The sequence below is a fragment of the Erythrobacter sp. JB1-7 genome, assembly GCF_057365015.1.
This window is the reverse complement of sequence record NZ_CP200291.1, coordinates 360,233-377,641: the sequence shown is the minus strand read 5'-3', so window position 1 is coordinate 377,641 and position 17,409 is coordinate 360,233. Positions and strand designations below refer to the sequence as shown.

Below are 17,409 nucleotides of genomic sequence, written 5' to 3'. Positions count from 1 at the left end.
TGAGAGAATTTGAAAGGGCGGTCTTAGCGGGCCGCCCTTTTTGCATTCGCGATCATATTTCGTCATTGCGAGCGCATGCGAAGCAATCCATGGTTGAGCCTTGGATTGCCGCGCCACCTGCGGTGGCTCGCAATGACGATTGAAAAGAGGACTGCTTTTGAAATGCGCATACTCCTTGCCACCGCCGCCGCTGCCTTCCTTGCCACTCCAGCCATCGCGGATGACCACGTGACCACCCCAACCGATCTCACATTCGAGCGCGTCTTTGCCTCGCCTTCGCTAAACGGCCCTGCACCGCGCCAGACGAAATTCTCGCCTGATGGCAAATTCTTGACGCTTCTGCGCAACCGCGAGGATGACCGGGAGCGGTATGATCTGTGGGGTTTTGAGATTGCCACGCAGGAATGGCGGATGCTGGTGGATAGCGAAAAGCTGGGCACAGGGCGCGAGCTTTCCGAAGATGAAAAGATGCAGCGCGAGCGCGCGCGTGTCGGCAACCTGAAAGGCATCATCAGCTATCAATGGGCAAGCGATGGGTCGGGCGTGCTGGTGCCGCTTGATGGCGATCTGTACCTCGCAAAATTGGACGGCACCGTCACCCGGTTGACCGATACCGAAGAAAGCGAGCTCAACCCCAAGCTTTCGAGCAAGGGGCGTTATGTGTCTTTCGTGCGCGAGCGGCAATTGTGGGTCGGCGAAGTGGGCCAAGAGGCCGCGCCTGTCACTCCCAAGGAAGAAGGCACGATCCGCTGGGGCGAAGCGGAATTTGTTGCCCAGGAAGAGATGGGCCGGCTGACGGCATATTGGTGGTCGCCTGATGATAGCCGCCTGGCCGTCCAACGCACCGATGAAAGCCCCGTGGGCATTGTGACGCGCGCCGCGATTGGCGCGACGGGCACGAAGGTGTTTGATCAGCGATACCCCGTGGCAGGCTCTGACAATGCGATTGTCGAGCTGTTTGTGATGGACCCCGATGGCGGCAACCGCGTCAAAGTCGATCTGGGCGAAGAGACCGAAATCTACGTCGCGCGGGTCGATTGGGCCCCTGATGGATCGCTCTACGTCCAGCGCCAGAACCGCGAGCAGACAGTGCTTGATATGCTCAAGGTAGACCCAAGCACTGGCGCAAGCGAGGTGTGGTTTTCTGAAAAAGCCGCACGCGAGGATTACTGGATCAACCTGTCCGACAATTACCGTTTCCTGAAAGATGGCACCTTGCTGTGGTGGTCAGAGCGCGACGGATATGGGAACTTCTATGTCTATGAGAACACTGATCGTTTGCCTGAAGAGGACCGTGTTCATACGGACCCTGATGGATCAATCGCAGTGCTTATCAATCGGTCCAAGCAGCTGACATTTTTGAAAGAGCCCGTGACTAAGCTTGTCGGGGTCAATGAGGACAAAAACCTATTCTTCTTCACCGCCGTCGACGGCGTGCTTACTGAACAGGTCTATTCCGCCAGCCTCTCAGAGGCAGCAGAGTCCAATCCCTTGACCGACACAGAATACACCAATTCAGCAACAATGGATAAGACCGGCAGCACGCTTTTGGTGTCGCGTTCCGCCACCAATCAACCCACGCAAAGCTATCTTGCATCAGCCGATGGCACTCGCCTCACTTGGGTAGAGGAAAACGCTCTGGATGCGGATCATCCATACACGCCATTCCTCGCCAGCCACGTTACGCCTGAATACGGCACTATTCCTGCGGAGGACGGCACAGAGCTGCATTGGATGATGCTCAAACCAGAAATGGAGGCGGGCAAGAAATATCCCGTATTCTATTACCACTATTCCGGGCCGGGTCCGCAGATCGTGGATAAAGGCTGGCAGGGCGCGTTGGCGCAGGCCGTGGTCGATAAGGGGTATATCTATTTCGCCCTCGATAACCGCGGCACTGCCAATCGCGGGGTCGATTTTGAGCAGCCAATCTACCGCGCGATGGGCGGGGTGGAAGTGGTTGACCAGAAGACGGGCGCAGAATTTCTGAAAACACTCGATTTCGTCGATGGGGACAAGATCGCGCTCTATGGCTGGTCCTATGGCGGGTATATGACGCTGAAGCAGTTGCAGGCTGATCCCGGGCTTTATGCCGCCGGTATCTCAGGCGCTCCGGTTACGCGCTGGGGGCTGTACGACACACATTACACAGAGCGCTTTATGGGTGATCCGCGCACAGTGCCCGAGGCTTACGAGACAGCCAGCGCCATTCCCGATGCGACCAAAATCAGCGATCCTTTGCTGCTGATCCACGGCATGGCGGATGACAATGTGGTATTTGAAAATTCATCTGAGCTCATCAGCGTGCTTCAGGAAGGCAATGTGCCGTTCGAAATGATGCTCTATCCCGGATACACGCACCGCGTGGCAGGCGAGAATATCTCGCCCCATCTGTGGAACACGATCTTTCGCTTTTTGGAAAGCCACGGGGTAACGCCGCCTGAGTGATTGGGCCGGAATAAGATGACCGCTTGCGCGCGCGGCGCATGACGCTATCGCAGCGGCGAATATGTGATTTAGGAGTAAGTGAATTGGGTTACCGGGTGGCCGTTGTCGGCGCGACAGGCAATGTCGGGCGCGAAATGATGCAGGTTCTGGCAGAGCGCGAATTTCCGTGTGACGAGGTTGCAGCGGTTGCTTCCTCGCGCAGCCAGGGCACTGAGGTGGAATTTGGCGACACCGGCAAAATGCTCAAATGCAAGAATATCGAGCATTTCGATTGGGCAGGCTGGGACATTGCGCTGTTTTCCGCAGGAAGCGGCCCTGCCAAGGAATACGCGCCCAAAGCCGCCGCTGCCGGATGCGTCGTGATCGACAATTCCTCGCTCTATCGGATGGAGCCCGACGTCCCGCTGATCGTGCCAGAGGTCAACCCCGATGCGATCGACGATTATACCAAGCGCAACATCATCGCGAACCCCAATTGCTCCACCGCGCAGCTGGTGGTGGCGCTCGCGCCTTTGCACAAGGCTGCGGGGATCAAGCGCGTTGTCGTCTCGACCTACCAATCGGTTTCGGGCGCAGGCAAAGCGGGCATGGACGAATTGTTCGAACAATCGCGCGCAATCTTTGTCGGCGATCCGGTGGAGCCTCGGGCCTTCACCAAGCAGATCGCGTTCAACGTGATCCCGCATATTGACGTCTTCCTTGACGATGGATCGACCAAGGAAGAATGGAAAATGATGGTCGAGACGAAGAAAATCCTCGATCCCAAAATCAAACTCAACGCAACTTGCGTGCGCGTGCCCGTTTTTGTCGGCCATGCTGAGGCAGTGAATATCGAGTTTGAGCGAGAAATCACTGCTGAACAAGCACAAGACATCCTGCGTGAGGCCCCCGGCATCATGCTGATCGATAAGCGCGAGGATGAAGGATATGTCACGCCTGTCGAAAGCGCAGGCGACGGCGCAACCTATATCAGCCGCGTGCGCGAAGACCCGACGGTTGAGAACGGCCTGACGCTTTGGTGCGTTTCGGATAACCTGCGCAAAGGCGCTGCGCTCAATGCGGTTCAGATCGCTGAATTGCTAGGGCGGCGGCATTTGAAGAAGGGGTGATGGCGATGCGCGCAATCCTTGTTGTTTTGGCACCCATCGCGCTCGCCGCGTGCGGCAGCAATGATGTGCCAAGCCCGTCTGAGCGAGAGGCGAGGGGGCTTACCGAACCCAATCCGGTGGTCGCTGATGCTGTGGTGCTTCAACGCAAGGGGCTGAAAGCGGGCGCGGAAGGGTTCTTTTTTGGCGCGGGCAAAAATGAGGCAATCGGTTCCACGGCCAAACTGCTGGGCGAACCGGTGCGCAGTGCCGCCAACAATGAATGCGGCACAGGCGCGATGGAGATCACTGATTTTGCCGGCGGGCTCACTCTCAACTTTTCGGACGACGTGCTGGTGGGGTGGCTGTTGCGAGGGGCGCAGGATGGCGACGCCGCGCCTGCGGTTCCAATCTCGCTTATGGGCGATGTGCAATTGGGCACGCCGCGCGCTGAGTTGGAGGCGGCAGGCGGCTATCTGGCTGTGCCGCAAAGCACTTTGGGTGAAGAATTTGCGCTGGGCGATGCGATTGGCGGCTTTGTCGAAGATGATGCGGTTTCGCTGCTTTATGCAGGAGTGCAGTGCTTTGCCCGCTAGGGACGCGGTTTAGGAGAGATTATGACACTTGTCGCCGATCTGTTTTTCAGCTTTCGCTCGCCGTATTCCTACCTTGCGGTTGGCCGGTACCGGGCGATGACGCGGGACTATGATCTCGATATTGCCTTGCGCGTCGTTTGGCCGATTGCTGTGCGCGATCCCGATATACTGTTCACCGGCAATCCTGCCGCGCCGCGCTATATTTTGATGGATAGCCACCGCGCAGCTCAGCATCTTGGCATACCGTTTCGCTGGCCGCGTCCTGATCCTGTGGTGCAGGATTTAGCGACGCGCGAAATTGCGCCAGATCAACCTCTTATCCGCCGTATCTGCCGCCTTGGCCAGGCCGCCAGCAGGCGGGGTGAGGGGCTGGCATTTGCCGATGAGGTCAGCCGCGTGATCTTTTCCGGCGAAGTCGATGATTGGGACAAGAGCGATCATCTCGAGCAGGCCGCTGCGCGCGCGGGGCTCGATCTTGCCGAAATGGAGGCGGAAGTCAGCAGCGATGCGGCCGCGCTTGACGCAGAGATTGAGACGAACCAGCAAGCGCTGGAGGCTGCCGGACATTGGGGTGTGCCGACCCTTGTGCTGGATGGCGAACCGTTCTTTGGTCAGGACCGGGTAGACATGGCGCTTTGGCGGATGGAGCAGAAGGGCCTGGTCAAAAGGTGAGCGCATCGCCGCATAAGGGCGGATGCCAGTGCGGAGCGGTGCGGTATGAAATCGCCGCAGATCGTCTCAAAGCCTATGCCTGCCATTGCCGTGAATGCCAAAAGCAATCCGCCAGCGCATTCGGGATTTCCGTGCCCGTGTTTGAAGCAGCATTTGACCTTTCTGGAGAGGTGAATTGCTGGAGCCGGCCAACCGATAGCGGGTCCACCACCGATTGCTTTTATTGCTCCCAATGCGGCACGCGGCTTTACCATTCGGGAGCAAATCGTCCGGGGCTGATTACCGTGAAAGGCGGCTCATTGGATAATGCAGGCGAACTTGAGCTTTCCGCTCATATCTGGGTTCGCAGCAAGCAGAACTGGTTGCAGTTGAAAGACGGTTTGCCGCAATGGGACAAACAGCCGCAAGCCAATGAAGAATGGATGGAAATTCTTGCATGAGCGACCCGCAAACCGCACACTTCGCTTCATTCGGCGGCACGCAGCTCGCCTATCATACGGCAGGCGAGGGTCGGCCCGTTATCCTGCTGCACGGCCTGTTCTCTTCTGCCCAAATGAACTGGATCAAATGGGGCCATCATGAGCGGCTTGCGGCGGCTGGTTTTGAAGCCTTTATGCTCGATTGGCGAGTGCACGGAGACAGCCCTTCGCCCCATGAACCGGCGGCCTATCCCGGCGATGTGCTGGTGCGCGATGCGGCGGCGTTTGTCGATCATCTGGGGCTGGCTGAAGGCGAATATGATCTCGTGGGATTTTCGCTGGGCGCGCGCACGGCGATCCATGCCTGCGCCAAGCGCGTGCTTGTCCCGCGCAAGCTTGCCGTCTGCGGCATGGGGATAGAAGGGCTTGCCGAATGGGAACGGCGCGCGGCGCATTTCATCCGCGTGATTGATGAATTTGACACGATAAAGCCGGGCGATCCGGCCTATGTCGCGCGCACTTTCCTCAAAAGCCAAGGGATAGACCGGGCGGCTGCGCGCCTGTTGCTGAGCGCGCTGGAGCCGTTCGATCTTGCCATGCTTGCCAATATCACCATGCCCGCTCAGGTCATTTGCGGCGTGGATGATAGCGACAATGGCGCAGGCGAAAAACTTGCTGCCGCTTTGCCTGATGCGACATTCGCGCAGGTGCCTGGAAATCACCTTAACAGCGTGACATTTCGCGAATTGGGCGATGCGATTGCGGCGTTTCTTGGGCCGCAATAACGCACTGGACAAGCGCAACAAAGGCGGCGAAACCTGTGTCTTGCAAAAGGGGGAGCGCGCAATTGATTAGCGATTTAGTAAAAATGGGCATGGGGTTGGCCGCTGCTGCTGGATTGGTTTTCAGCGCGCCGCTTGCCGCGCAGGATGCGGGCACAGTAACTTCAAGCGCGCCGGTAAGCGAACCGGCAAAAGACGCCAAAATCGCCGATCCGCCTATGGTCAGCGCACGCAGCGTCGCCTCGGTTCAAAAGGCATTGGACGCTGGCGGATATCAGCACGAACTGTTCACCAGCGAAGAGACGGGCGAAGTCAGTATCTCTTTTACCTTGGGAGACTGGAACTCGGCGGTCCTGTTCAACGATTGCGATGAGGCGGTGGCCGGGTTTTGCGACACATTGGTCTTGTCCACCGGTTTCGATCGCAAAACACCCATGAGCGATGCGCAAGTGCGCGAGGCCAATCTGCGTCATCGATATGTTTCGGTCTATTTGGACGAGGAGGGTGATCCCTATATTCAATGGGCCATTCTGACTTTGGGCAAAGGCATTGATCCTGCGATTTTTCTATCGGCGGTCGAGCGATATTCCTCAGTCGTCGATGATTTCAGCGCGTTTGCGTTTGAGGGGGATGAGGAACAGGCTTCTAGCGCGGCTGGCGCTTTGCTGGTCGCCAATAAACGCGGCAACACCTTGACCAAGATTGACCTGGACACCGGCGAAACCCTGCTGACTTTGCCAAGCTGCACCAATCCGCACGAATTGGCAGTCTCGCCCGATGGCAAGCATGTTGCGCTGGGCTGTTATGGCGGCACCACGGTGGATATTTTCAGCGCGGAGAGCCTTGAGAAAGTCAAAAGCATAGACCTTGGCGAAAACGCCCGGCCGCATGGGATCATCTGGCACCAAGACGGCGATATCTTCGCCACCGCAGAAGGGCGCAATTCGATATTTTGGATCGGCAATCCGCTGGGCGATGCTCAGTTGATGGAACACGCCACCGCCAAAGAAGGCAGCCACATGATTGCCGTGGCGCCCGATACCCGCTGGGCGTGGACGACGGATTTGTCCTCCAAAACGGTAACGCGCATTGATCTGAGAGGCAGTGAAGAGCCTTTGTCGGTGACGGTGGGAGAAGAGCCCGAAGGCATTGCATTAACGCCTGATGGCAAAAGCTTGTGGGTGTCAGCGCGCGGTTCGGATCAGGCCTTTGAACTGGACCCTGTGGCCATGACGGTCCGCGAAACTGTGAAAACGGGCCGGTTTCCCTTGCGCCTTGCGATCAGGCCGCAAGGCGATGTCGCGGTCACCTCAAACCTTCGCGATGGGGGATTAAGCGTGATCGATCTGGCAACAGCCAAAGTTGCCAAGACTATTGCGGTGTCATCCGCAAAAGAAGCGCAGGACCGGTTTCAGGTGACGATATTGTGGTCGGATGATGGATCGAAAATCTATGTCGCGGAAACGGCAAGTAACACCGTTGCAGAAGTCGATTATGAAAGCGGCACAGTGCTGCGCCGATTAACTGCTGGCGAAGGCGGCGATGGGCTGGCCATTTTGCCGCAGGAACAGGCAGGCTGATGCGCATCACCCGTTTAGGGATAGTCGCCGCGTTGATGAGCGCGGCCTTGCCCGCTCCCCTATTCGCGCAGGATGTTTCTGGCCTGCGCGAAGTCAACATAACGGCTGGGTCCACACCCGGTTGGATCCCGTCCGAAGCGCTCCAAATAGAGGCAATTGCCATCTGGAAAAGCTATTTTGAGGCGCTCGAAAAGGGCGAGCTTGAAACAGCGTGGGGCATGTTGTCGCCTGCGCTGCAAGGCGATTGGCCGCTCGACAGGTTTATTGCCGATCAAACGCGGCAGCGGGAAACCCTGGGCTCGGTCACGGCGCGCGATCGTATCAAGATTACATGGACCAAAGATGCTCCAAACGCCCCGAAACCGGGCACCTATGTCGCGATTGATGCGCACGCAAAGTTCCAGCGCGCCCAGCGCCAGTGCGGCTTCATGATTGTGCACCGCGCACCTGATGCGCGCAGTTTCACCATTAACCGGATAGAGTCGGCCATATTGGACGATGCGACATTCGATCACCTGTCCGCCAACAATTCCCCATTGCAGGCCGAGCTTGTCTGGCACCTCGTTTCGCGATCTTGCCCCAATTACACGCCTCCGCCGCTGCCAGATAGCGTGGAGGAAGGCATAGAATTTGCCTCTGTTGCCGAGGCGCGAAAGGCTGTTGGAGCGCGCGAGGGGATTGAGCAATATTCTCGGAATAGCTGGATCATCATGGAGGATCGAATGTCGAAAGCCATCTGGTCATTTTCGCCGAAAGGCAGCCCGTTCTATCCCAGTGTGATTAAATATGCGGTCATAGAAGATATCACGGGAGAGCGCGTGCCTCAGTTAAGTATGCAATGCGAAGGGGACAAAGCGCAATGCGATGCGCTTTATGTTGATATGGCTGCACAAAACGGCCTTATTCCGGTGACAGCGCAATGAGACACTTCGCTTTATGGACCGTTATCAGCGCGCTATTCTTGGCCAGCGCACCTGCCAGCGCGCAGCAAAACCAACCGGTCGTGACCCAGTTTGATGATGCCACGATTGCGCGCCTTCTTCTCAGCGTTCAGGCAACCTGGAAAACAGAAGCCACGCAGCAAGGGCAGGTCATTTACCGTGCGAGCGCAGAGGGCGGGGTCAATTTCACTGCGCTTCCGGCTGCCTGTGGCGAGGAAAGGGGTGTTTGAGCCTGCTAGTCATCGCGAATTTCACTGGCATCGCGGCGGACAATAGCGGCGAGCTTGATGCATTCATTCATCGCTTCAACGACATCAACCCGTCAGCCAAGGCGTACAGGGTGCCCAATAATGGCGTGGTCCTTCAGGGATATCTCAATGCAGCGGGCGGCATTAGCTTTGCCAATGCGCAGGCGCAATTGCTGGTCTTTGGTCAGGATCTGGCTGCCCTGCGTGAGCAATTGACCGCGCTCGATACACCGCGCTGATCATTTTGGCACGGTCAGGCGATCGTGCTGCTCTTTTCTATGCCGCCTTGAGGTGCTGCGCGAATTCCTGTGCGGTGTTCTGAAGCGACCCCACGTTTTCCAGCAACCGTGCCGCCGCCTTATCTAGCTCTGCGGAAAGCGCGCGGGCGGTGCTCGCAGTGGTTGCAAGCGACTGACTTTGTTCCGCCATTTCGCCTACCTCGTCAGCCGCACCGCGCGCGGTGTCTTCAATTGTGCTGGCGGATCGCCGCTGCGCTTCAACGTCCTGACGGATGATTTGGGCTGCATCGTTCAGCTCGCTCACGGCCTGATCGATATCGGCAAAGGAGTGTTCTGCATCAACGCTGCCTTGACGTATGCCTTCAAGAAATTCGTCGATTTCTGTTGCGGCTTCGCCAGCCTGGCTTGCCAGAGCTTTCACTTCCTGCGCTACAATTGTGAAGCCTCTACCAGCAACGCCAGCGCTGGCCGCTTCGATGGCCGCATTGAGCGAGAGCAGATTGGTGCGTTCTGCAATGCGGACTATCGCCCGGGTTGCCTCGCCAATCGTGTCAGAATGCTGAGTGAGAGAACCCATTGCCTGGCCCCCGCGCAGCGATCTTTCAGTCGCCCGCCGGGCCAACTCCTTTTGTTCGCTCACGCCGCCAGCAACTTTGGCAATCGACTGCGACAAAGCGCTGATCCCTTCTGCGACCCGGTGAGATGTCTGCCGCGCTGATGAAGCGGTGTGCGCGACCTGGCTGGCCTGTTCGCCCGTTTCCTGCGCCAGGTGATCGAGCGATTTTGTCATTCCTTCAAGCGCTTCGGCTGTGTTCAAAACAGATGTCGTGACAGTGCGGATAGAGGTTTCAAAGCTGCTGGCGATTTGCCCATACTCTTCCTTGCGCAGCCGTAGCACGTTCACCTCATCCTGCTTGCGGGCCATGCGTTCGCGCTCGGTTGCGTCCATCGCTGCTTGCAATTGTGATGCTTGCTCTTCGACCTTTTTTGCCTGTTCTTCGCTGAGTTGAAGTGCCTTTTCTGCACGGCGTAAAATTCGCCCAAGGCTTATTCCCATAAAGCAAAGGATCGAGCAGATCAGGACGACAGCCAAAGCATGGATCATAATTCGTCCCAAACTTGAGCCGCCCGCAAACACCATTTCTGGCATGCTAAATCCAAGCACAAGGTGATGCAAAAGCACGAGAATGGCAGCGAGGATCATTGGCCTGACATCGCACAAGGCCGTGAGCGCCGCCATGCCGACCAGGAAATAGAGGTGCAGGTCCACCTGCCACCCCAAATCCTGCATTCCCGAAATGATCAATGCGGGCTGGGCAACCACAACAAAACCAGCAGCCATTCTGGCAGCAAAATCTGATCGGCCCGCAACGGAATGCAATGTCGGCACAATGTTCAGCGCTGCGCTGAAGGCCACCAGCCACAAATCAACATGCAGACCCAGCAGCGCCATTCCCAATAGTATGGGCGGAACGAACCAACACCCCGCGGCGATCAAGCGAATGGTACGGCAGCGCAATTCGGAAATGTCTGAAAACATCATGATGCGCGTTGCACCTGCCCGCAACCGGGCGCGTTGGCGTTCAGAATGATGATGTGATTGTTCAGCAGTTCTTGAGCAAACTGGCGATCCCATCCGGATACGATAAAGCCATCGGCCCATTTTGCGCGTGCAAGGATGCGTGTTTCTGGCTGCGAGAATGCGCCGATTAGCGCGGCTTTGCCCGTTTGATCAATTGGCACCACAAGCACAGGCTGACCACTGCGCGGTGCATAGGCAATAGCGACAAATGCAAGCAGGGTAAGCCCGCCTTGCCCCGCCGTGCCGATCCATCTGGACAGCTGAGACGGCGCCGTGGTGGCCGATTTCGGCTGAGTCAAATGTGGGGGCGGCCAGATCATGTCCGGCATGTGCCCGCTTTTTGGTTAGGGTAGCCTTCGTCTCTGCCTAAGGGGCACTGCGTAGCCTTGCAGATAGGGACCCGCGCTGCGTTGGGCGATTGTCCATCTTGGCCCTATCGGAATGGCGGTTCATTAAAGGCGCGCAATTTGCGGCTGTGCAACCGGTCTCCTTCGGCGCGCAGCCGGGCACACGCCTCCAGACCGATTTGCAAGTGGGCGGCAATCGCCTCTTCATAAAACTTGTTCGCCTGGCCCGGCAGCTTGATCTCGCCATGCAGCGGCTTGTCCGACACACATAGCAACGTGCCATAGGGCACACGGAAACGGTATCCTTGCGCGGCTATCGTGGCGCTTTCCATTTCGATCGCGATGGCGCGGCTTTGCGAGAAGCGTTTCGCGCTGCTGGCATAAAGCAGTTCCCAATTGCGATCATCGGTGGTGACGACCGTGCCGGTACGCATCCGCTGTTTCAGATCAGCGCCCTGCGTGCCCGAAACATCCTCTGCGGCGCTGGCAAGTGCAACTTGAACCTCGGCAATGGGGGGAATTGGAATTTCGGGCGGCAACACATTGTCGAGCACATGGTCATCGCGCAGATAAGCATGGGCAAGAACGAAATCGCCGATCTTCTGGCTGGAACGCACCCCGCCGCAATGGCCGATCATCATCCACGCATGAGGGCGCAATACAGCGAGGTGATCGCAAATCGTTTTGGCATTGGAAGGGCCAACCCCGATATTGACAAGAGTGATGCCCTGACCATCCTCACGCATCAGGTGATAAGCGGGCATCTGGTGCCGCCGCCATGCCGTATCGCTCAATTGGTGCTGCGCATCGTCAACCGGCATGGTGATATCCAGACCGCCCGCACCGGTTAACCCGGTATAGCCATCAGTGCCGATCTGCTTGGCACCCCAGTTAACAAATTCATCGACATAGCGGTGATAGTTCGTAAACAGGATGAAGTCCTGAAAATCCTCGACATTGGTGCCAGTGTAATGCGCCAGCCGAGCGAGCGAGTAATCGGTGCGCAGCCCATCGAACAGCGACAGGGGCATATCCTGCGCCTCGTCAAATTCGATCCCATCGGCCAGTTCATCGCCGATCAGCGCCAAATCGGTTGAGGGAAAGAACGCGGCGATTTCCTGCGGGGCAATCCCCACCATCGCCGCGCCCGCTTTACCATCGAGCACATAGGGGAAGGGGATTTCCTGCCGGGATCGCTCAACGGTGACTTCCACGTCAAACGCTGCCGAAATCAGCTCCAATTGCTCAGTCAGATAGGATGCGAACAGATCGGGCCGGGTGATTGTGGTGGTATATGTGCCGACAATCTCCAGCCGTCCAAATGCGCGGCTGCGGTCTGCCGCGTCAGGATCGCTGTCTGCTGCCTCAAGCCCGGCATAAGTGAGAGTGATCTGTGGATAGGCATAGCTGCCATCCTTTCGCCGTTCAGGCGGCGGGACAATCCCATCGTGGCCATAGGCGATCACATCTTTGCGCAGGGCATCGACGGCATCGTCATAGTGTTTTTGAAGCTCAGCGAGAATATCGGGTATTGAAATCATCGCGCAGGCCTTAGCTGCGAAATGCGAATGTTACAAAGCCTGCATTCTGATTGCGCGAATTTCCCGCAAGAATGCTAACCGCGCAGCCACATTCGTTTCAGGTTGTATTGCACCGCTTGCAGCCGGGTGTAATTTTCATGGCTCATCCCATTGCCTTCGAGCGCTGCCACTTCGCCCAGTTCATACAGCAATTCGCGGTGATGCGTGTCGGGGATCTGGCTCTGGATGAAAGTCAGGCCGACCAGACGTTCGCCTTTGGTCACCTCTTCCACCTCGTGCAGCGTGGATGATGGATACACCACGGCAGAGCCTGCTGGCCCCTTTACCCGGACACTTTCGCTGCCAAGCTGGATGCGCAGCGCGCCGCCATCATAATCGGCTGGATCGTTGAGAAACAGAGTGCACGACACATCCGAACGGATCGAGACATTGCCGATTTGCATCACGGTGGAATCGGGATGCAGCCCGTATTTCATTCCCTTGGTGTACCGCGTGATAAGCGGCGGCGCGAATTGCGCAGGGACAGCAAAATTGACGAAATCCTCGCAGCCAAACAAGGCCTGCGCCATGATGTTCACAGCGTTCTGCTGCAATTGCTCATCATGCATATGCAGGTTGTTTTTGGTTTTATTGTGCGGATTGCTGATTTTGCCATCCACGAATTTCGCCTGCGCTGCGATCTGGCGCAATTGGGTCAGCTGCGCATCAGACAGCACGTTTTCGATCAATCTGAACATGGGGAGTGTTTAGGCCCGCTCGTGCGCGGCTGCAATGATGGGATGCGTGTTTGCCTGACTTTGGAGCCAATCAAGTGCTGCTGTGATCTGCGCGCCGTGCGTGCGCGCTGCATCGGCCAGCACATCTTCGCGCAATTGGGCGGAATACCCGTGCTCTGGCGCTTTGGAATATTGCTGCATGATCGGGCCTGTGGTGAGCGTCTGCGCTGTATCTGCATCCAGGCCTATGTCTAAAAACTGCGCCATCTGCACAAGGGCGGGGGCGGGGTCTTTGAGGAAACTGTCGAAATTCACCCACAAGGCGCGGTCTGAATGCGCTGCATCAAGGGCCGTCATTTCGCATGCCCAGGCCATTGCAGCTCGCTTCGCTTCGTCCAATTCCCAAAGATTGATCGGTGGACCGCCCGCCGCGCTCAGCCGCGTATTCAGCCGTTGGAGGCGGGCGGCAGACAAAGCCGCCAATTCCTGGCGCGAGGCCTCTCCTGCAAGGATCGTCTGGATATACCGTTCAGGTGACAGCGTCAGAAACACCGCTTTGCGCGCCCCTACATCACCGCCTGCGAGTATGCGCGGCGCGATATCGCTGACAAAGCTTGTGGCTTTTACCAAAGCGCGCTGATCGGCGCCGAATGTGCGCGATAACCAGCGCAGCGCCAGTTGCAGGCGTTGGTCTAGCTTTCCCGGCTCCCACGGCGAATGCGGCAACCCTTCCAGCGGGGACAGCTCTGCAAACTGGCGCAATATCTGCGGTTCGCGCAGGGCCAGCGTATCTGCCGCCTCACCCAGCAAGCGGGCAATCAGCGTTGAACCGACATGGCCGATGTGAAAAATGAACTGCGCATCATCGCGGATGCCGGCAGAGGCGCTTTCCAATTGGTCCCACGATGCCCATTGCATCGGCAGGGCAGGTTGGCCGCCTGTAGGTTGCAGCAGGCGATTGTCTAGGAAACTGGCGCTGCGATAATCCGCCTCGCGCATGGTGACCACCAGAACGCGGTCGTTCGCCACATCAAGTGTGTGCGCAAAAAGACCGGCATCCGATTGAAATGTCATCGGGATACCGGCCTTTCGTGTTCAGCAAAGAAAACTTGGCGCGAATTTACGCGTCGTCGCTCTCTTCGGTTTTGTGATCGGTTGCCTCAACCAGAGCTTCTGCTTCGCTGGTGTCTTCGGGTGTTGAAACACCTTCTTCCAGCAATTCTGCAGGGATTTCGCCCGGCTCAAGGTTGGGATCGATGCGGTTGGCATCAGCGGCTTCTTCGATTTCGCGCTGTTCGTCTGCGAACATCTGCGCGAGCACGTCGACGCCCTGGCTTTGCAGTTCAGCTTCGTCGTCAGAGCGGGCGACATTGGCTTTCACCGTCACATGCACTTCGGGGTGAAGCGCCACGGTCACATCGTGCATGCCGATCGTTTTGATCGGCGCGCCCATGATGACCTGTTTTTTGTTGACTGCGTGGCCCTGAGCTTCAAGCCCTGCAACCATGTCGCGAACATTGACCGAGCCGTACAGCTGGCCAGTGTTTGATGCGGCACGGATAAGCACGACTTCTGCGCCGGCAACCTTTTCACCGCTTTTTTCAGCTTCACCGCGCTTTTCAGCGTTGTCTTTTTCAAGCCGTTCACGGTTTGCTTCAAAGACAGCCTTGTTCGCGTCATTGGCGCGCAGGGCTTTTTTCTGAGGCAGCAGGAAGTTGCGGGCATAGCCGTCTTTAACACTGACAACATCGCCAATGGTGCCGAGTTTCTCAACGCGTTCGAGGAGAATAATATCCATTGTGTCTTCTCCCTTATTTCACGATGTAGGGCAGCAGGCCGATATGGCGAGCGCGCTTGATGGCTTTGGCAAGTTCGCGCTGTTTCTTGGCAGAAACGGCGGTGATGCGCGAAGGCACAATCTTACCACGTTCAGACATGAAACCCTGAAGCAGGCGCACGTCTTTGTAATCGATCTTGGGGGCATCGTTACCCGAAAACGGGCAGGATTTGCGGCGGCGGAAAAACGGGCGGGCCATCAGTCGCGCTCCTCACGGTCAGACCGGCGTTTGCGGTCGCGTTCATTCTTGCGCATCATCACGGATGGGCCATCTTCGTGCTCTTCGACACGGATGGTCATATAGCGGATCACGTCTTCGTTGATTCGGGTCTGGCGTTCCAGTTCAGCAACAACGCTGCCCGGACCATCAATGTTCAGCATCACAAAGTGCGCTTTGCGGTTGCGTTCAATTTTGTAGGCAAGCGATTTGAGGCCCCATGTCTCCGTTTTGGTGACTTTGCCATCATTCGCTTCGACGATTTCGGTCGCCGTGGCCGCCAGCGCATCAACTTGAGCCTGGCTCAAATCCTGACGCGCGAGGAAGATATGCTCATAATGAGCCATACTTCGCGTTCCTTATATTGCATGCCGATCGCTGGCTTGTCCGTCCGGATGACGGGGCCCCTCCGGCTTTCTTGGTTCCGCCCGGTTAAAAGCAGAAGCGCGCACATAACGTGTTGCCGCTGCAATGCAAGGTTTCTTTCCTTTTGGAACGCACCGCTTTATCGCGGGTCTCACAGGCGCAAAGGGGATTAGTGAATATGCCATCAGGATTGGTCGCTTTGTTGGATGATGTCGCAGTGATTGCGCGCACGGCTGCCGCGTCGGCAGATGATATCGCTGTCGCCGCCAGCCGCGCAGGCTCCAAAACGGCGGGCGTTATCATAGATGATGCCGCGGTCACGCCCAGTTACGTCACCGGATTATCGCCGGCGCGCGAATTGCCGATCATTTGGGCGATCACCAAAGGAAGCCTGTTTAACAAGCTGGTGATCCTGCTGCCCGGTGCGATCCTGTTGTCTGAATTTCTCCCTTGGGCGATCATTTGGATATTGATGCTGGGCGGCGCTTTCTTGTGCTATGAGGGCGCGGAAAAAGTGATGGAGAAGCTGGGCGGGGCAAAGCACGGTAAAACGGTCGAAGATGTGATCGAAGACCCGGTGGCGTTTGAGAAACAGCGCATTGCAGGCGCGGTGCGCACTGACCTCATTCTGTCAGCCGAAATCATGGCGATTGTGCTGAATGAACTGGACTTGCCAACATGGTGGGAACGCGGCCTTGCGCTGGCTTTGGTGGGCGTTGCTGTGACTGTCATCGTCTACGGCGCGGTCGCCATTATCGTAAAGCTGGATGATATCGGCCTGTCTCTGGCCGGCCGTGACAATGCTGCGGCCAAGACATTTGGCGAAGGGCTGGTCGCATTCGTCCCTGTTCTGCTCACCTCACTGTCGCTGATCGGTACGGTCGCGATGCTGTGGGTGGGCGGCGGCATTATCGTTCACGGCACGCACGAGGTTGGCTTTGACCTGTTTTATGACATCGCCCACGGCGCGGAATATTGGGTGAAAGGCGTCACCGGCGCATTATCGGGCATTGCTGGCTGGTTCACCTATGCCTTTATCTCTGCCGTCCTCGGCCTTGCTTTGGGGGCCGTGATCGCGTTTGTCCTGCATAAAGTAATGGGTGTAGGACACGCTGAGGCGCATTAAGGCGGCGCGTATGACAAAGCCAATCCTATACACCTGCGCCCGGTCGCGCGGCCTTCGTGCAACATGGGCAGCAGAAGAAGCAGGCGTAGATATCGAGCTTAAAATCCTGCCGTTTCCGCCGCGTTTTCTTGCGCCCGAATATCTTGAAACCAATCCGCTGGGCACAGTTCCGCTGCTGGTGGATGGAGATGCGCAGATGAGCGAAAGCTGCGCGATTGCGCACTACCTTGCCACGCGCGGCGGTCCCAGCGATCTTGTGATCGCGCCGGGAGAAGCGGATTATGCCGCGTACCTCGATTTCACCTATCATGCGGACGCCACGATCACGTTTCCGCAAACGGTCTATATGCGCTTTGCTATCTTCGAAAAAGACAAGGGCTGGGCAGAGGCGGGCGAGGCTTATGCCAAATGGTTTGAAAAACGCCTGATAAAGGCTGAGCGGCGGCTGGAGGCGCGCGAATATCTGTGCGCGGACCGTTTCACCGTGGCGGATATCTGCGTGGGCTATGCGCTGATCCTGGCGCAGAATGTCGGGCTGGATGACCGGGTGCCCGAAAGCCTTAAAGCGTACCGCGCGCGCCTGACCCAGCGCCCCGCTTATCAGCGCGCGTTTGAACGCGAGGAGAAGGGGCGATTGGCGCTGGAGGCATAGCGCTGACCAACAAGC

General features: G+C 57.4%; 20 protein-coding genes. 12 read left to right on the top strand and 8 right to left on the bottom strand.

Features of this window, described 5'->3' with window-relative positions; genetic code table 11:
• The first annotated feature begins 162 nt into the window (after positions 1–162).
• The 10 genes from AC0V6W_RS01840 to AC0V6W_RS01795 all read left to right on the top strand — a co-directional run bounded on the left by AC0V6W_RS01840 (position 163) and on the right by AC0V6W_RS01795 (position 9,010).
• Positions 163–2,448 carry a S9 family peptidase gene (locus tag AC0V6W_RS01840; RefSeq protein ID WP_486146589.1) on the top strand — a complete coding sequence of 762 codons (2,286 nt, stop codon included), beginning with the start codon at positions 163–165 and terminating at the stop codon, positions 2,446–2,448.
• 83 nt (positions 2,449–2,531) lie between these two features.
• Positions 2,532–3,557, top strand: a complete 1,026-nt coding sequence (locus tag AC0V6W_RS01835) for an aspartate-semialdehyde dehydrogenase (RefSeq protein ID WP_486151432.1) — start codon at positions 2,532–2,534, stop codon at positions 3,555–3,557.
• Positions 3,557–4,129 carry an aspartate-semialdehyde dehydrogenase gene (locus AC0V6W_RS01830; RefSeq protein ID WP_486146587.1) on the top strand — a complete coding sequence of 191 codons (573 nt, stop codon included), beginning with the start codon at positions 3,557–3,559 and terminating at the stop codon, positions 4,127–4,129. Before AC0V6W_RS01835 ends, AC0V6W_RS01830 begins: the two co-directional genes overlap by 1 nt.
• Before the next feature lie 21 nt (positions 4,130–4,150).
• Complete coding sequence (locus tag AC0V6W_RS01825; RefSeq protein ID WP_486146585.1) at positions 4,151–4,801, top strand: DsbA family protein; 651 nt, start codon at positions 4,151–4,153, stop codon at positions 4,799–4,801.
• On the top strand, positions 4,798–5,241 hold the full coding sequence (locus AC0V6W_RS01820) for a GFA family protein (protein WP_486146583.1): 444 nt from the start codon (positions 4,798–4,800) through the stop codon (positions 5,239–5,241). The genes AC0V6W_RS01825 and AC0V6W_RS01820 overlap by 4 nt, the downstream gene beginning before the upstream one ends.
• Positions 5,238–6,005 (top strand): alpha/beta fold hydrolase, encoded by a 768-nt coding sequence (locus AC0V6W_RS01815; protein WP_486146581.1) that lies wholly within the window; start codon positions 5,238–5,240, stop codon positions 6,003–6,005. Before AC0V6W_RS01820 ends, AC0V6W_RS01815 begins: the two co-directional genes overlap by 4 nt.
• A gap of 62 nt (positions 6,006–6,067) precedes the next feature.
• A complete protein-coding gene (locus tag AC0V6W_RS01810; RefSeq protein WP_486146579.1) occupies positions 6,068–7,582 on the top strand; it encodes a YbjN domain-containing protein in 1,515 nt (504 codons plus the stop codon).
• Positions 7,582–8,505, top strand: coding sequence for a DUF4019 domain-containing protein (locus AC0V6W_RS01805; protein ID WP_486146577.1), 924 nt, complete (start codon positions 7,582–7,584; stop codon positions 8,503–8,505). Before AC0V6W_RS01810 ends, AC0V6W_RS01805 begins: the two co-directional genes overlap by 1 nt.
• A complete protein-coding gene (locus AC0V6W_RS01800; RefSeq protein ID WP_486146575.1) occupies positions 8,502–8,753 on the top strand; it encodes a hypothetical protein in 252 nt (83 codons plus the stop codon). The genes AC0V6W_RS01805 and AC0V6W_RS01800 overlap by 4 nt, the downstream gene beginning before the upstream one ends.
• Positions 8,750–9,010 (top strand): type III secretion system chaperone family protein, encoded by a 261-nt coding sequence (locus tag AC0V6W_RS01795; protein WP_486146573.1) that lies wholly within the window; start codon positions 8,750–8,752, stop codon positions 9,008–9,010. Before AC0V6W_RS01800 ends, AC0V6W_RS01795 begins: the two co-directional genes overlap by 4 nt.
• A 37-nt stretch (positions 9,011–9,047) precedes the next feature.
• Here the strand turns inward: AC0V6W_RS01795 and AC0V6W_RS01790 are convergent, their stop codons facing one another.
• From AC0V6W_RS01790 to rpsF, 8 genes are all read right to left on the bottom strand, one after another.
• On the bottom strand, positions 9,048–10,553 hold the full coding sequence (locus AC0V6W_RS01790; RefSeq protein ID WP_486146571.1) for a methyl-accepting chemotaxis protein: 1,506 nt from the start codon (positions 10,551–10,553) through the stop codon (positions 9,048–9,050).
• Entirely contained in the window at positions 10,550–10,912 is a 363-nt protein-coding gene (locus AC0V6W_RS01785) for a hypothetical protein (RefSeq protein WP_486146569.1), read from the bottom strand. The genes AC0V6W_RS01790 and AC0V6W_RS01785 overlap by 4 nt, the downstream gene beginning before the upstream one ends.
• Before the next feature lie 113 nt (positions 10,913–11,025).
• On the bottom strand, positions 11,026–12,480 hold the full coding sequence (locus AC0V6W_RS01780) for an AMP nucleosidase (RefSeq protein ID WP_486146567.1): 1,455 nt from the start codon (positions 12,478–12,480) through the stop codon (positions 11,026–11,028).
• Positions 12,481–12,554: 74 nt separating this feature from the next.
• Positions 12,555–13,217: a Fe2+-dependent dioxygenase gene (locus tag AC0V6W_RS01775; protein WP_486146565.1), complete on the bottom strand. Its 663-nt coding sequence runs from the start codon at positions 13,215–13,217 to the stop codon at positions 12,555–12,557.
• A 9-nt stretch (positions 13,218–13,226) separates the two neighbouring features.
• Positions 13,227–14,270: a hypothetical protein gene (locus AC0V6W_RS01770; protein WP_486146563.1), complete on the bottom strand. Its 1,044-nt coding sequence runs from the start codon at positions 14,268–14,270 to the stop codon at positions 13,227–13,229.
• 46 nt (positions 14,271–14,316) lie between these two features.
• Positions 14,317–14,994 carry a 50S ribosomal protein L9 gene (rplI, locus tag AC0V6W_RS01765; RefSeq protein ID WP_486146561.1) on the bottom strand — a complete coding sequence of 226 codons (678 nt, stop codon included), beginning with the start codon at positions 14,992–14,994 and terminating at the stop codon, positions 14,317–14,319.
• Between the two features lie 13 nt (positions 14,995–15,007).
• Positions 15,008–15,232: a 30S ribosomal protein S18 gene (gene rpsR / locus AC0V6W_RS01760; protein ID WP_034904833.1), complete on the bottom strand. Its 225-nt coding sequence runs from the start codon at positions 15,230–15,232 to the stop codon at positions 15,008–15,010.
• Entirely contained in the window at positions 15,232–15,597 is a 366-nt protein-coding gene (gene rpsF, locus AC0V6W_RS01755; protein ID WP_486146559.1) for a 30S ribosomal protein S6, read from the bottom strand. The genes rpsR and rpsF overlap by 1 nt, the downstream gene beginning before the upstream one ends.
• Before the next feature lie 197 nt (positions 15,598–15,794).
• Between rpsF and AC0V6W_RS01750 the strand changes: the two genes are divergently transcribed.
• The gene (locus AC0V6W_RS01750) at positions 15,795–16,742 is read left to right on the top strand and encodes a DUF808 domain-containing protein (protein ID WP_486146557.1); all 948 of its coding nucleotides are present in this window, start codon (positions 15,795–15,797) and stop codon (positions 16,740–16,742) included.
• Between the two features lie 10 nt (positions 16,743–16,752).
• Positions 16,753–17,394, top strand: coding sequence for a glutathione S-transferase family protein (locus tag AC0V6W_RS01745; protein WP_486146555.1), 642 nt, complete (start codon positions 16,753–16,755; stop codon positions 17,392–17,394).
• The last annotated feature ends 15 nt before the right edge of the window (positions 17,395–17,409 follow it).